The organism is Actinomyces acetigenes, from assembly GCF_031296635.1.
In the GTDB taxonomy this organism is placed as follows: Bacteria; Actinomycetota; Actinomycetes; order Actinomycetales; family Actinomycetaceae; genus Actinomyces; species Actinomyces acetigenes.
The window spans coordinates 1-14,183 of the sequence record NZ_JASPFC010000031.1 but is presented as its reverse complement, the minus strand read 5'-3'; the positions used below and the strand labels follow the sequence as shown (position 1 = coordinate 14,183).

The window sequence follows — 14,183 nt, the reverse complement described above, 5'->3', positions numbered from 1 at the left end:
TGAGCCCCGTGTCGCCTCTGCTGAACCCGCGCCCCACGCGCAACCACGACCCCCTGCCTGCCACCGGGCGGGCGGGACGCAACCTGCCCGCCGCCATCGGGGTGGCGGTCGTGCTCATCGCCGTGGTCCTGGGCTCCCTGGCCTTCTACAAGGTCATCTTCGTGGGCGTCGTCGTGCTGGCCGTCTGCGGGGCGCTGTGGGAGCTGGCGGCGGCCTTCGCCCGCAAGCGCATCCGCCTGCCCCTGGCGCCGCTGTGGCTGGGGACCCTGGGAATCTCCGTGTGCGCCTGGGAGGTGGGGGCGGAGGCGGCCTTCGGGGCCTACGTCGCCACCGTCGGCGCCTGCGTCCTGTGGAGCTTCATGGACCAGGCCGAGGCGGAGGTCGGCACCGTCCTGGAGCAGGCCGGCCACGACATCCCCCGCACCGAGGCCCACGACGAGGTCCGCCGCTCGCGCTCCAGCGCCGCGGCCGCCTCGGTCTTCGCCGCCACCTACCTGCCCTTCCTGGCCGGTTTCGCCGTCCTGCTCCTGGTGCAGGAGCACGGCGTGGGAAAAGTCATGATGCTCATCGCCCTGGCGGCCGCCAACGACACCGGCGGGTGGATGGCCGGCATCACCTTCGGCCGTCACCCCCTGGCGCCCTCGGTCTCACCCAAGAAGTCCTGGGAGGGGCTCATGGGCTCCCTCATCGCAGCTCTCGCCACCGGTGCCGGCTGCGTCTGGGCCATCGGCGGCCCCTGGTGGGCCGGAGCCGTACTGGGTGCCTGCACCGTGGTCGTCTCCACCCTGGGCGACCTGGGGGAGTCCCTGCTCAAGCGGGATCTGGGACTCAAGGACATGGGCACGCTCCTGCCCGGACACGGCGGAATCATGGACCGGCTCGACTCGATCCTCGTGGCCGCCCCACTTGTCTACGCCTTCACCCTCCTGGTGAAATAGGGACGGCATGCCGCACCCACCCCTATCGACCAGCCCGGCCCTCCCCAGCCCCGGGACACGAGGAGCACGAGCGTGAGTCCATCGCGAGCACAGCAGCGCCCCCGGCGCCCGCAGCCCGTCAGCATCACCGGACGGCCGAGTGACGGCCGGGTCCAGGTCATGCCCACCGACCAGCCCCCGGAGGGCGCCACCAGCCCCGACGCCAAGCCGCGCCTGTCCTTCGCGGTGCCCGCCGCGCGCGGCAAGGCCCCCCGCCACCTGGCCGACCTCGACCTGGCCGGGCGCAAGGCCGCCTGCAAGGACTCGGGCCTGCCCTCCTTCCGGGCCGACCAGCTCTCACGCCACTACTTCACGCACTTCACCCGTGACAGCGCGGACATGACCGACCTGCCCGCCGCCCAGCGCGAGCAGCTGTGCGCCGAGCTGCTGCCCGAGCTCATCACCCCGGTGCGCGCCCTGCGCGCCGACGGCGGACGCACCATCAAGCACCTGTGGGAGCTGCACGACGGCGTGCGCGTCGAGAGCGTCCTCATGCGCTACAAGGAGCGCACCACCCTGTGCGTCTCCTCCCAGGCCGGCTGCGGCATGGCCTGCCCCTTCTGCGCCACCGGCCAGATGGGCCTGACCCGCAACCTGTCCACCGGGGAGATCGTGGAGCAGGTGCGCCACGCCGCCCAGGCCTCGGCCGCCGGGGAGCTGACCGGGGGACCGGCCCGCCTGTCCAACGTGGTCTTCATGGGCATGGGCGAGCCGATGGTCAACTACAAGAACGTCGTCGGCGCCCTCCACCGGCTCATTGAGCCTGCCCCGGAGGGCTTCGGCCTGTCGGCCCGCGGCATCACCGTCTCCACCGTGGGACTCGTCCCCCTCATCCGCCGGCTCGCCAGCGAGGGGCTGCCGGTGACCCTGGCAGTCTCCCTGCACGCCCCCGACGACGAGCTGCGCGACGAGCTCATCCCCGTCAACTCCAAGTGGAAGGTCGGCGAGCTGCTCGACGCCGCCCACGACTACTTCCTGGCCACCGGCCGGCGCGTGTCCATCGAGTACGCGCTCATCAAGGACATGAACGACCACGCCTGGCGCGCCCAGCTGCTCGCTGACGAGCTCAACCGCAGGGACACCGGATGGGCTCATGTCAACCCCATCCCGCTCAACCCCACCCCGGGATCCATCTGGACCTGCTCGGAGGTTGCGGTTCAGGATATGTTCGTCAACACGCTCCGGCGTGCCGGAATTACCACGACAGTGCGAGACACTCGAGGCAGCGACATCGACGGTGCCTGCGGTCAGCTCGCGACCGAGGTACTCAACCAGGAGAGGGCCAAGACGACATGAGCGACATGTTCCCCAAGGCAGCGCTCCTGCGACCGGGCTACCGCCCCGAGCAGGTGGACCGCTACTTCGAGACGGCTCACGAGATCTACGACGCCGGTGAGCTCGACGAGATGGACTCCGAGGGCGTGCGCACCGTCGCCTTCGACGTCGTCCTGCGCGGCTACCAGCCCCAGGCCGTGGACGCGGCCCTCGACCGACTAGAGGCCGCCTTCCTCCAGCGCCGGCGCGCGGCCTTCGTGGCCAAGAATGGTCGCCAGGCCTGGATGGATCAGGTCACCCAGCTCGCCACCACCCTCTACCCGCGTCTGCTGCGCCCGGCCGGCGAGCGCTTCGCCCCGGCCTCCGGGCAGGGGTATGACAAGACCGACGTCGACGCCCTCATGGACCGCATCGCCGGCTACTTCGACTCCGACACCACCCTGACCTCCAGCGAGGTGCGTGGAGCGGTCTTCCGCCGGGCCCGGGGGAACAAGGCCTACGGGGAGCCCAGCGTCGACCGTTACCTGGCGCGCGTCGTCGAGGTCCTCCTGTCCGTCGAGTGAGTCGAGCCCGTCCTGAGGAAACCTGCCACCCCATGACCAGCCACGCACCAGTGCCCTCCCATCTCCCACAACGACTGGTCCTCCTGGGATCCACCGGGTCGATCGGCACCCAGACCCTCGAGGTCCTCTCCCGGCTGGGGGCGCACGCCCCGCGAGTGGTCGCCCTGGCCGCCGGCGGATCACGCCTGGAGCTCCTGGCCCGCCAGGCCATCACCTGGGAGGTCCCCGTCCTGGCCGTCACCGGCGGGGGAGAGGACCTCTCCGACCGCCTGCGCCAGGCCCTGAGAGCCGCAGCCGCCCAGGCGGGCCGTCCCGACCCGGTCACCACCATCCTCACCGGCCCCGACGCCGCGACCACGGCGGTTCAGGCCGCCGAGCTCGAGGCCTGCGACACGGTCGTCAACGGGATCACCGGCTCGGTGGGCCTGCTGCCCACGCTGGCCGCCCTGGCCAGTGGAGCCCGCCTGGCCCTGGCCAACAAGGAGTCCCTCGTCGTCGGGGGCGCTCTGGTCCGCCAGGCGCTCGCCCGACCCGGCCAGATCGTTCCCGTGGACTCCGAGCACTCCGCCATCGCTCAGGCCCTGGCCTGCGGCCGCCACGAGAAGGGACTGACCAGTCCCGTCCTCAGCGGACGCAGCGAGGTGCGGCGGCTGGTCCTGACCGCCTCCGGCGGACCCTTTCGCGGGCGCAGCCGCGCCGAGCTCACCGGGATCAGTGCCGCCGCCGCCCTCAAGCACCCCACCTGGGACATGGGGCCGGTGGTGACCATCAACTCCTCGACCCTCATCAACAAGGGGCTCGAGCTCATCGAGGCCCACCTCCTGTTCGACGTGGCACCCGAGCGGATCGACGTCGTCGTCCACCCCCAGTCCGTCATTCACTCCATGGCGGAGTTCACCGACGGCGCCACCATCGCCCAGGCCTCCCCGCCCGACATGCGCCTGCCCATCGCCCTGGGCCTGACCTGGCCTGAGCGCCCCGACCTGTCGGGCCTGGTGACTCCCAACGACTGGCGCGAACCGGTCAGCTGGACCTTCGAGCCGCTGGACAGTGCCGCCTTCCCCGCCGTCGACCTGGCCCGCAGCGCCGTGGCGGCCTCGGACACCCACCCGGCCGTCCTCAACGCGGCCAACGAGCAGGCCGTCGCCGCCTTCCTCGCCGGCGGCCTGGAGTGGCTGGACATCGTCGAGATCGATGCGGCCGTCGTCGGCGAGCACGAGGGCCTGACCGGCCCGGGCCTCGACGATGTCCTGGCCGTGGAGACCTGGGCACGCGCCCGCGCCGACGAGCTCATCGCGGCACGAAACGGAGGAACGCACTCGTGAGCACCACCTTGGCCTACATCCTGGGCATCGTCATCCTCGTCATCGGGATCGGTGTCTCAGTGGCCCTTCACGAGCTCGGGCACATGATCCCCGCCAAGCGGTTCGGCGTGAAGGTCCCCGAGTACTTCATCGGCTTCGGCCCTAAGATCTGGTCGTTCAAGCGCGGGGAGACCGAGTACGGCGTCAAGGCCATCTGGCTGGGCGGCTACGTCAAGCTCGTCGGCATGCTGCCGCCCGCCAGGCCCGACAGGCCGGACCGCCGGCGCAAGGACGGAAGCCTGGGCATGGTGGGTGAGGCGCGCGCCGAGGCCCTGGAGGAGATCCGGCCCGGGGAGGAGCACCGGGCCTTCTACCACCTCAGCGTCCCCAAGAAGCTCATCGTCATGGCCGGGGGGATCCTCACCAACCTGGTCCTGGGGATCGTGCTGCTGGCCGTGGCCGTCGGCGTGGTCGGTATCCCCGGACGCACGACGACGCTGTCGACCGTGACCCCCTGTGTCTCGTCCGACATCGACGCGGGCGCCCCCTGCCGGGACTCCGACCCGGTCGGCCCCGCCAGCGCCGCCGGCATCAAGGTCGGCGACAGGATCGTCTCCTGGGGCGGGGTGAAGGTCTCCACCTGGGAGGAGCTTCAGGCCCGGATCGCCGCCGGCGGTACCAGCCCCACCGAGGTCGTCATCGAGCGCGACGGAGCCGAGCACACCGTGAGCGTCACCGCGGTCGAGGCCCAGCGCACCGTCCGCGACGCACAGGGCGCCCCGGTCAAGGACGCCTCCGGGGCAGTACGCACCCAGGCCCGCCCCTATGTCGGCATCTCTCCGTCGCTGGGAACCATCCCCCTGAGCCCCGCCAAGATCCCGGGCATCATCGGGCAGGCCATCGGTGGGACGGTCAAGGCCATCGCCACCCTGCCGGTGGGCCTCTATCACGCCGTCCAGGCGGCGCTGGGCGTTGAGCAGCGCAGCGCCGACAGCGGCGTCGTGGGCCTGGTGGGGATGGGGCGTATGGCCGGCAACGCCACCAGCGGCGGTGTGTCCGGGGGCGGAGCGGTCCCCCTGTCGATGCGGGTGAGCACCATGCTCATGCTGCTGGGCAGCCTCAACCTGGCGCTGTTCGCCTTCAACCTGGTGCCCCTGCTGCCCCTGGACGGCGGGCACGTACTCGGAGCCTGCTGGGAGGGCACCCGGCGCTCGATCGCCAAGGCGCAGGGCAAGCCCGATCCGGGGCCGGTGGACACGGCCAGGATGCTGCCGGTCGGTCAGGTCGTCTTCGGTCTGCTCATCATCATGGCCCTGGTCCTGGTGTGGGTGGATATCGCTGCGCCGCTGTGAGGCCCGCAGGGCCGGGCAGGTCGTGAGCAAATCGGTACCGGCGGGAGCGATGCCACACACCTGAGGCGCGGGGCCCGGCAGGGCGGGTGACATACTGGTCGGGTGACTGAAGCGATCGCTCTTGGCATCCCTACGATGCGTGCCCAGGCCCCGGTCCTGGCGCCGCGCCGACCGACCCGCAAGATCCAGGTCGGCAGCCTCAACGTCGGTGGAGACGCCCCCATCACCGTGCAGTCGATGACCACCACGAAGACCCACGACATCGGCGCCACTCTCCAGCAGATCGCCGAGCTGACGGCCGCGGGCTGCGACATCGTCCGCGTGGCCTGCCCCACCGACAAGGACGCCGAGGCGCTGCCGATCATCGCCAAGCAGTCGCGCATCCCCGTCATCGCGGACATCCACTTCAACCCCAAGTACGTCTTCGCCGCCATCGAGGCGGGCTGCGGCGCGGTGCGCGTCAACCCCGGTAACATCCGCAAGTTCGACGACCAGGTCGCCGGCATCTGTAAGGCCGCCTCTGACGCAGGCGTCTCCCTGCGCATCGGCGTCAACGCCGGTTCCCTGGACAAGCGCCTGCTCAAGAAGTACGGGAAGGCCACCCCAGAGGCGCTCGTGGAGTCGGCCACCTGGGAGGCCGGGCTCTTCGAGGAGAACGACTTCCACGACTTCAAGATCTCCGTCAAGCACCACGACGTCGTCACCATGGTGCAGGCTTACCGGCTCCTGTCGGAGGCCGGTCAGTGGCCCCTGCACCTGGGCGTGACCGAGGCCGGTCCCGCCTTCCAAGGCACCATCAAGTCCTGCGCCGCCTTCGGCACCCTGCTCGCCGAGGGCATCGGCGACACCATCCGGGTCTCCCTGTCCGCGCCCCCGGTCGAGGAGGTCAAGGTGGGCACCAAGCTGCTGGAGTTCATGGGGCTGCGCGAGCGCCAGCTCGAGATCGTCTCCTGCCCCTCCTGCGGCCGGGCCCAGGTGGACGTGTGGACCCTGGCGGAGGAGGTCGAGGCCGGGCTCAAGAACATCACCGCTCCGTTGCGCGTGGCCGTCATGGGCTGCGTCGTCAACGGCCCCGGCGAGGCCCGCGAGGCGGACCTGGGCTGCGCCTCGGGCAACGGCAAGGGGCAGATCTTCGTGCGCGGACAGGTCGTGGAGACCGTCCCGGAGGACCAGGTCGTCGAGACCCTCCTCAAGCACGCCGAGGCCATGGCCGCTGAGATGACCGAGGAGTTCGGGCAGGAGGCCCTGGCCGGCACCAGCCCCATGGTCTCCGCAGCCGGCTGAGGACCGGTGAGGGCCGGGCGCCTCCCGCGCCGGCCCGGGCCTGACGGGTATGAGCTTCCTGCGGCACCGCGACACGAGGCGCGCTCAGCGTCACGCCGACCGCCTGACACCGGTCCCCTCCGATCAGGTGTCAGGAGTCATGTCGCTGTGCGCCCTGGAACCGGTCTGCGCCGTGAGCCTGGTCCAGCAGATGCAGCGCTGGACGCGCTGGGGGCGCGGCGACGTCGTCGCCCTGGGCGGATTGGCACAGCCCGTCGCCGCGGCCTGGTCGGTCGGCTCCCTCATGCCCTTCGGTCTGGCCGGACGCCCCGAGCACGGTCTGCGAGCGGCGGACGCCGGCGAGATCCGGGCGCTGGCCGAGCACTGCCGACCCCGCCTGTCCAGGCACGGTTCCGTCTGCGGGCCGGCCCGGGACGTCGCGGCGGTCTGGGGCACGCTCAGCGAGCAGGGAGTGCGTGCCCGCCAGGAGCGCTGGAAGCAGCCGGTCCTGGCCGCACCTCGCGCGGCTGCGGGGCTGGGCGGCGCGCACCGGCCCCGTCACCCGTCCCTGTCCTGGGTGGGGCAGGCGGTGCGTCGGGCGCATCCGAATGAGACGGAGATGGTCCTTCCGGCCTCGGTGGACATGTTCATCGGCGAGCTCGGATACGACCCCACGACCGACGGTTCTGGATACCGGCGCCACGTCGGCTGGCTCGTTGAGCAGGGGCGCAGCTACGTCGTCCTCGACGACGGCGCCGGTGGGCCGGTCCAACCCGGATCGCCTCGGGTGGTGGCCTTCAAGGCTGACGTCGGGGCCCTGTGGCACTCCCCGGCAGGCGGCGTCGCCCAGCTGACCGGCGTGTGGACCCGCCCCGACCTGCGTGGGCGGGGAGTCGGGGCGGCTGCCCTGGCCGGTGTGGTGGACGCCGTGCGCCGGGACCATGTCGGGGCCGACGGCGTCGTGAGCCTCTACGTCAACGACTACAACACCCCCGCCATGGCGCTCTACCGCTCTCTGGGCTTCGAGCAGGTGGGCCTGTTCGCCACCGTGCTGCTGTGAGCGTTCCACTGACGTGCGGCGCGCTCATCGCCCGGGTCGTGAGGGTTCGACGGCGTCGCACGCGTCAGTGAGGTGGGAGGCGCCCGGCGCTCTGCGTTGGGGCCAGGGCACCATACCCCGTAGGATCACACCCGTGCTGCACAGACTCTCCACCTCCTTCATCCGAACCCTGCGCGAGGACCCGGCCGACGCCGAGGTCGCCAGCCACCGCCTGCTCGTACGCGCCTGCTACATCCGCCGGGCCGCCCCCGGGGTGTACACCTGGTTGCCGCTGGGTCTGCGGACGCTGCGCAAGATCGAGGACATCGTGCGCCAGGAGATGGACGCCATGGGCGGCCAGGAGGTCCACTTCCCGGCTCTCCTTCCGGCCGAGCCCTACCAGGCCACCGGGCGCTGGGACGACTACGGCCCCACCCTGTTCAAGCTCCGCGACCGCAAGGACGGGGACTACCTGCTGGCCCCCACCCACGAGGAGATGTTCACCCTCGCGGTCAAGGACCTTTACTCCTCCTACAAGGACCTGCCGGCCGTCGTCTACCAGATCCAGACCAAGTACCGTGACGAGGCCCGCCCCCGCGCCGGCATCATCCGCGGCCGCGAGTTCGTCATGAAGGACTCCTACTCCTTCGATATCGACGACGCCGGCCTGGCCGCCGCCTACCAGGCCCACCGGGACACCTACGAGCGGATCTTCACCCGCCTGGGCCTGGACTACGTCATCGTCAACGCCATGGCCGGCGCCATGGGCGGATCCCACTCCGAGGAGTTCCTCCACCCCTGCGAGATCGGTGAGGACACCTTCGTGCGCTCCTCAAGCGGCTACGCGGCCAACGCCGAGGCCGTCACCACCGTGGCCCCCGAGCCCGTGGACGCCTCCGGGGTCGGCCCGGCGCGCGTCGTGGACACCCCCGACACCCCGACCATCGACTCCCTGGTCGAGCTGTGCAACCGGGCCTACCCGCGCTCCGACGGGCGGGCCTGGACGGCCGCCGACACCCTCAAGAACGTCGTCGTCACCCTCATCCACCCCGGCGGCGAGCGTGAGCTGCTGGTCGTCGGCGTGCCCGGGGACCGCGACGTCGACATGAAGCGCCTGGAGGCCGCCGTCGCCCCCGCCGAGGTCGAGATGGCCGGCGACACCGACTTCGAGACCCACCCCGAGCTCGTGCGCGGCTACATCGGCCCCACCGCCATCGGCCCCAACTCCCCGCTGCGGCGCGTGGAGAAGCTCGAGGACGGCACCGAGGTCCTCACCGGCTCCGTGCGCTACCTCGTTGACCCCCGGATCGTGGAGGGAACCAGCTGGGTCACCGGCGCCAACACCGACAAGAAGCACGTCCTGGACCTGGTCATGGGCCGCGACTTCACCGCCGACGGCACCATCGAGGCCGCCGAGGTCCGTGAGGGCGACCCCGCCCCCGACGGCTCCGGCCCCCTCCACCTGGCCCGCGGCATCGAGATCGGCCATATCTTCGAGCTGGGGCGCAAGTACTCCCAGGCCCTGGGGCTGACCGTCCTGGACGAGAACGGCAAGGCCCGCGTGGTCACCATGGGCTCCTACGGCATCGGCGTCAGCCGCGTCATGGCTGCTCTGGCCGAGGCCAACCACGACGACAAGGGGCTGACCTGGCCCGTTCAGATCGCCCCCTTCCACGTGCAGGTCCTGGCCACCGGCAAGGACCAGGCCGTCTTCGACGTCGCCGAGCAGATCGCCTCGTCCCTGGACGCCGACGGCGTCGAGGTCCTCTACGACGACCGCCGCAAGGTCTCCGCCGGTGTGAAGTTCGCCGACGCCGAGCTCCTCGGCCTGCCCTACACGCTCGTCGTCGGCCGGGACCTGGCCAAGGAGGGGACCGTGGAGATCCGCGACCGCCGCACCGGCGAGCGCCGCTCCGTGCCCGCCGACGCCGCAGCGGCCGAGCTCAGCGCCACCGTCCGTGCCGCCCTGGAGGCCGCTGAGAGCCTGTGACAAGCGGCGCCGGTACCGGCCGCGGGGCGAACGCCTCGGACTCGGCTGGCCCCTCCTGGCTCCTGTACCGGGTCCCGAGGCACCGCCTCAACGCCGGCTCTGGCCCGGTCCTCTTCCTCGGGGCAGGCTACTGCACGAGGGTCGGGTGCTACTGGGGGAGGGTCGGGGGTACTGCACGAAGGCCCGGCTCTCGTGCAGTACGTACAACCCCTGGGCAGTAGATCCCCACTCTCGTGGAGTGGGCCGGCTGGAGGCGGGGCAGGCTTTCTCACCTTGGGGCCGTGTCTGCCTGGATGTCGGCCAGGCGCTCCTCGGTCTCCTGCTGCTCAACCGCGTGCTCGTGGGCCGGGTTGAAGATGTTGTCGATGAGACCCAGGAGGGCACCACGGGGGTCGCGCTTGCGGCGCCGCCAGTAGATCCAGCTGCGGCGCTCCATCCACAAGAAGAGCTGGTCCACGGCCGCCAGGGCGGCGATGGCGGTCACGGCCGTTACGACAAGACGCATGTCAGGAGGCGTAGCCGGGCAGGGAGGAGAAGTCCGCGCCCCAGGCAGTGGCGCGCCGGGCGGCGTCGACCGCACCGGTGACGGCCGCTTCACGGGCCGGGCTGGAGGCCTTGGCGGAACCGGCCTCCTGCACCTCTGAGGACACGATGGTGGACCACACCTGCCGGGCCCAGAGCACCTGGGTACTCACACTGGGGTCGGTGGACTCACTCGGGGCAGCGTAGGCGCTCAGCCGCTTGTCCTCGGAGCCCGCGGCCACCGCGGCGTTGACGACGGAGGTGGCGGCCTTGGCGTCAGCGACCGCCCGAGTGCGCTGGGAGTCGTCGCTGCGCGCCGCAAGCTCCTCCATGGCGTAGCGGGCCTCGTCATAGGAGGTCAGCAGACCGGAGCTGATCTTGGAGCCCTGCGCCACCTCCACCCGTGACTTATCCGCCGAGCTCGGCGGCTGGAAGAGATCATGCTGGAGACTCCAGGCCACCGTCAGCGAGGTGAAGAGCCGGGCATCCTGCTCCGAGGCGGCGGCGATCGCCGCCCGGCGGGCCAGCGTCGATCCATCGGCCAGGGCCGTGGCCAGATCCTGTGTGGAGGCGCCCGCCGAGGCCGACGGCACCGGAGCAACCGTGGGGTAGGTGGAGGGCACCTGTGTGGGCCAGGGCTGCCATACCCCGCCCAGGGTCTCGAGCTGGGCGTCAGCCGTCTGCTTGACCCCCTCGGCCAGGGTCACCGTCGTGGCATCCCCGCCGCCGGCCTGTGCGACCACACCGGCGGTGGAGGAGATGAGCGCGGCCTGCCGGGCCAGGCCGTCACGGGCGGTCTCCGCCGCCGAGGCCGATGGCAGGGACGCCGGGGAGCCCTTCCCCAGACGCAGTCCGCAACCGCTCACCGCCGCGGTCAGAGCCGTTCCCACCGCGAGCACCGCGGTGCGACGCGTCAAGCCGTGGCCCGCCGCGCCGGCGTCGCCACTGGTACGGGGCCTGGCGCCGAGCCGGTCACTGTAGGCCGGCTGAGTGCCGTTCGACTGGGCGGGCAGGGGAGGGCGGCGAGTGTTCACCGGGGAATCCTCCCACAGACGGCGGGTAGCATGATCCTGACCTCGACCACCTCGACCATGTTGACTATGTTGACCACGTCCGCCCGGGCCTGCGCCTCGGGCCAGTACGGGAGGAAGAACGACCATGGCAGCCCCTGATCAGCGCAAGGATCCGCGCCAGCGCGCTGACGCTCTGGCCCGCAGTCTCACCGATCTGCTCCTTCCCGTTGTCAACGATGCCGGGCTTCATCTTGAGAGCGTGGAGACCACCCGGGCGGGAAAGTACTCGGTCGTGCGCGTCTTCGTGGACCTGGTCGATGGTCCCGGAGACCTCGATCTCGACGCCCTGGGGCCCGTGACCGCGGCCGTCTCCCAGGTCCTCGACGAGGCCGACCCCGTCAAGGGTCAGTACACCCTCGAGGTCTCCACCCCCGGCGCCGAGCGGGAGCTGAGCACCTTGCGTCACTTCCGGCGTGCCGTTGGTCATAGTGCCCGGGTGCGCACGGCCGACGGTGAGCTCACCGGCCTCGTCACCGCGGCTGATGAGGACGACGGCGCCAGTGAGCACAACGGCGGCATGGTCGGGATCGAGGTCGACGGCGTCGAGCGCCGCATCGCGCTGGGGGACATCATCGAGGCCCGGATGGTGGTGGCCGGGCTCTAGAGCCGGGCAACAGGCCGAAGATCCATAGGATACTCCCCACGGGTAGTGACCGGGAATAATGTATGTCCTGATAACTGATAGGTTGACGGACCTGCCCGGGAAAGACGTGATGGACCATCCGACCCCTCACGGGCTACCGTCAACGGGAACCCAGTGAACACCCGCTCAGCGGACCAGAGAGGACCCAAGGACCCATGGACATCAATATGCCGGAGCTGCGAGGCGCTGCCGATGAGCTCGGTATTGACTTGGACAACCTGCTGCCCGCTATCGAGGACGCCATCCTGGGGGCCTACTCCAAGGTGCCCGGGGCCATCCGCGGCGCCCACGTCGAGATCGACCGTCGCACCGGGCACATGAGCGTCCTGGCCCCGGAGGTCGACGAGGACGACCAGCCCACGGGGGAGTACTTCGATGACACCCCCGATGACTTCGGCCGCATCGCCCAGGCCACGGCCCGCAGCGTTATCGTCCAGCGCATCCAGGACCGCCGCGACTTCGAGGTCCTGGGCGCCTTCAAGGACAAGACCGGCGAGCTGATCTCCGGCACCGTGGAACAGGGGCGCGACCCCCGCATCGTCTACGTGCGCCTGGACGAGGAGCACGAGGGCATCATGCCTCCCCATGAGCAGGTCCCCGGCGAGCGCTACCGCCACGGCGACCGCGTGCGCGCCTACGTCACCGACGTCTCGCGCGGCACCCGCGGGGCACAGATCATCCTGTCGCGCACCCACCCCGGTCTGGTTCGCAAGCTCTTCGAGCGCGAGGTTCCCGAGCTCTCCTCGGGTGACGTCGAGATCGTCTCGGTGGCCCGGGAGGCCGGTCACCGCACCAAGATGGCTGTGCGTTCCAAGGTCCGCGGCGTCAACGCCAAGGGCGCCTGCATCGGCCCCATGGGGCAGCGGGTGCGTGCGGTCATGACCGAGCTCGGTGGGGAGAAGATCGACATCGTGGACTACTCGGAGGACCCGGCCCGCTTTATCGCTAACGCCCTGTCCCCGGCCCGCGTGGCTGCCGTGGGCGTCATCGACGCCGAGGATCGCACCGCGCGCGCCATCGTCCCCGACTTCCAGCTCTCCCTGGCCATCGGCAAGGAGGGGCAGAACGCCCGTCTGGCCGCTCGCCTGACCGGGTGGAAGATCGACATCCACGCCGATGCCGAGTCCGGCGAGATCACCCCCGGCCAGGGCTCCCAGTCCGACGACGTGACAGGTCCCTCAGAGCTGGGCGACTGAACCGCCCTGCGGGGCGATGTAGACTTTCCGGCGGACCTTTGCGGGTCCTGCGCCGGGATTCCTCGGCTGCGGTACCCGCGTCAGCGGTTGCAGAGCAGCGGAAGGACGCCGACGGACGGTGGTCACCATCCCCCACGTGCCCGAGCGCACCTGTATCGGCTGTCGACAAAGGGCCCCACGGACGCAGCTGCTGCGTCTCGTCCTGACGCCGAGCGGTGAGCTCGACGTCGACGCCCGGGCCGTCAGACCCGGGCGCGGCGCCTGGATCCACCCGGATCCGGCGTGCCTCGACCTCGCTGAGCGACGCCGCGCCGCTCCACGCGCCCTGCGCACCGGCGGACCACTGGATGTGGCCCGGGTACGCGGGTTCCTGGAACGGAGGATGGTCAACGACGGCGAGGTCCCCGCTGCCCGACCGGGTGAGCGGACCATCGATAGCGAAGGCGGGTAGGAAGCCGATGGGCACCCGATGAGTACCCAGCGATGAGCTGCCTCTAGAAGCACCCACCCCTGTCCGGGGTGGGAAACCGGACAGGAGAAAAGTGGCTAAACCACGCGTTCATGAGCTCGCGAAAGAGCTCGACCCCACTGGCAAGAAGGTCACCTCGAAGGTGATCCTGGCCTGGCTCAAGGACCAGGGAGAGTTCGTCAAGGCGGCCTCGTCCGCCGTTGAGCCACCCGTCGCTCGCCGGGTTCGCGAGCACTTCGCCGCCCAGGTGCAGGAGGCGCCGGCGGACACCCAGGCCGACAAGCCGGCCAAGTCGGCCAACACCGACTCTCAGGCCCCCAAGCCTTCCAAGAGCGCCCCCAAGCCCGGAGCCCGAGGCGCCAAGCCTGGACCTGCCGGTGCTGCGGCCCCCGCTCCGAGCCCCGCCGTCAAGCCGGCCGCCCCCAAGCCGGGTGCCGGCACCCCCAAACCAGGTGCTCAGGGCGCCAAGCCGAGTGAGGGCGCCCAGGCCCCGGCCGCCGCCAAGCCTGCGCCCCAG

General features: G+C 70.9%; 14 protein-coding genes. 12 read left to right on the top strand and 2 right to left on the bottom strand.

Annotation, left to right across the window (positions count from 1 at the left end):
- Nucleotides 1-8: 8 nt before the first annotated feature.
- The 8 genes from RIV14_RS10840 (at nucleotide 9) to RIV14_RS10805 (ending at nucleotide 9,763) form a co-directional block, all read left to right on the top strand.
- A complete protein-coding gene (locus tag RIV14_RS10840) occupies nucleotides 9-938 on the top strand; it encodes a phosphatidate cytidylyltransferase (protein WP_075372786.1) in 930 nt (309 codons plus the stop codon).
- Nucleotides 939-1,010: 72 nt separating this feature from the next.
- Nucleotides 1,011-2,273, top strand: a complete 1,263-nt coding sequence (gene rlmN / locus RIV14_RS10835; protein ID WP_075372785.1) for a dual-specificity RNA methyltransferase RlmN — start codon at nucleotides 1,011-1,013, stop codon at nucleotides 2,271-2,273.
- Complete coding sequence (locus tag RIV14_RS10830) at nucleotides 2,270-2,815, top strand: DivIVA domain-containing protein (protein ID WP_070662056.1); 546 nt, start codon at nucleotides 2,270-2,272, stop codon at nucleotides 2,813-2,815. Before rlmN ends, RIV14_RS10830 begins: the two co-directional genes overlap by 4 nt.
- Before the next feature lie 32 nt (nucleotides 2,816-2,847).
- Complete coding sequence (dxr, locus tag RIV14_RS10825) at nucleotides 2,848-4,140, top strand: 1-deoxy-D-xylulose-5-phosphate reductoisomerase (protein ID WP_075372784.1); 1,293 nt, start codon at nucleotides 2,848-2,850, stop codon at nucleotides 4,138-4,140.
- Nucleotides 4,137-5,471: a M50 family metallopeptidase gene (locus RIV14_RS10820; protein ID WP_075372783.1), complete on the top strand. Its 1,335-nt coding sequence runs from the start codon at nucleotides 4,137-4,139 to the stop codon at nucleotides 5,469-5,471. Before dxr ends, RIV14_RS10820 begins: the two co-directional genes overlap by 4 nt.
- A gap of 102 nt (nucleotides 5,472-5,573) precedes the next feature.
- Nucleotides 5,574-6,755 (top strand): flavodoxin-dependent (E)-4-hydroxy-3-methylbut-2-enyl-diphosphate synthase, encoded by a 1,182-nt coding sequence (gene ispG / locus RIV14_RS10815; RefSeq protein WP_075372782.1) that lies wholly within the window; start codon nucleotides 5,574-5,576, stop codon nucleotides 6,753-6,755.
- A 49-nt stretch (nucleotides 6,756-6,804) separates the two neighbouring features.
- Nucleotides 6,805-7,794 carry a GNAT family N-acetyltransferase gene (locus RIV14_RS10810; protein ID WP_081381857.1) on the top strand — a complete coding sequence of 330 codons (990 nt, stop codon included), beginning with the start codon at nucleotides 6,805-6,807 and terminating at the stop codon, nucleotides 7,792-7,794.
- Nucleotides 7,795-7,927: 133 nt separating this feature from the next.
- Nucleotides 7,928-9,763, top strand: coding sequence for a proline--tRNA ligase (locus tag RIV14_RS10805; RefSeq protein WP_075372781.1), 1,836 nt, complete (start codon nucleotides 7,928-7,930; stop codon nucleotides 9,761-9,763).
- Between the two features lie 268 nt (nucleotides 9,764-10,031).
- Here RIV14_RS10805 and RIV14_RS10800 read toward each other — a convergent pair whose 3' ends face one another.
- Both RIV14_RS10800 and RIV14_RS10795 read right to left on the bottom strand, forming a co-directional pair.
- Nucleotides 10,032-10,268, bottom strand: coding sequence for a hypothetical protein (locus RIV14_RS10800; RefSeq protein WP_075372780.1), 237 nt, complete (start codon nucleotides 10,266-10,268; stop codon nucleotides 10,032-10,034).
- A gap of 1 nt (nucleotide 10,269) precedes the next feature.
- On the bottom strand, nucleotides 10,270-11,319 hold the full coding sequence (locus RIV14_RS10795; protein WP_256699310.1) for a Tat pathway signal protein: 1,050 nt from the start codon (nucleotides 11,317-11,319) through the stop codon (nucleotides 10,270-10,272).
- A gap of 124 nt (nucleotides 11,320-11,443) precedes the next feature.
- Here RIV14_RS10795 and RIV14_RS10790 point away from each other — a divergent pair, with 124 nt between their 5' ends.
- From RIV14_RS10790 to RIV14_RS10775, 4 genes are all read left to right on the top strand, one after another.
- A complete protein-coding gene (locus tag RIV14_RS10790; RefSeq protein WP_075372779.1) occupies nucleotides 11,444-11,962 on the top strand; it encodes a ribosome maturation factor RimP in 519 nt (172 codons plus the stop codon).
- A gap of 194 nt (nucleotides 11,963-12,156) precedes the next feature.
- Entirely contained in the window at nucleotides 12,157-13,197 is a 1,041-nt protein-coding gene (nusA, locus tag RIV14_RS10785) for a transcription termination factor NusA (protein ID WP_075372778.1), read from the top strand.
- 118 nt (nucleotides 13,198-13,315) lie between these two features.
- Nucleotides 13,316-13,648: a YlxR family protein gene (locus RIV14_RS10780; RefSeq protein ID WP_070662090.1), complete on the top strand. Its 333-nt coding sequence runs from the start codon at nucleotides 13,316-13,318 to the stop codon at nucleotides 13,646-13,648.
- A gap of 91 nt (nucleotides 13,649-13,739) precedes the next feature.
- On the top strand, nucleotides 13,740-14,183 hold a 444-nt coding region (locus tag RIV14_RS10775), incomplete at its 3' end, for a translation initiation factor IF-2 N-terminal domain-containing protein (RefSeq protein WP_309325180.1).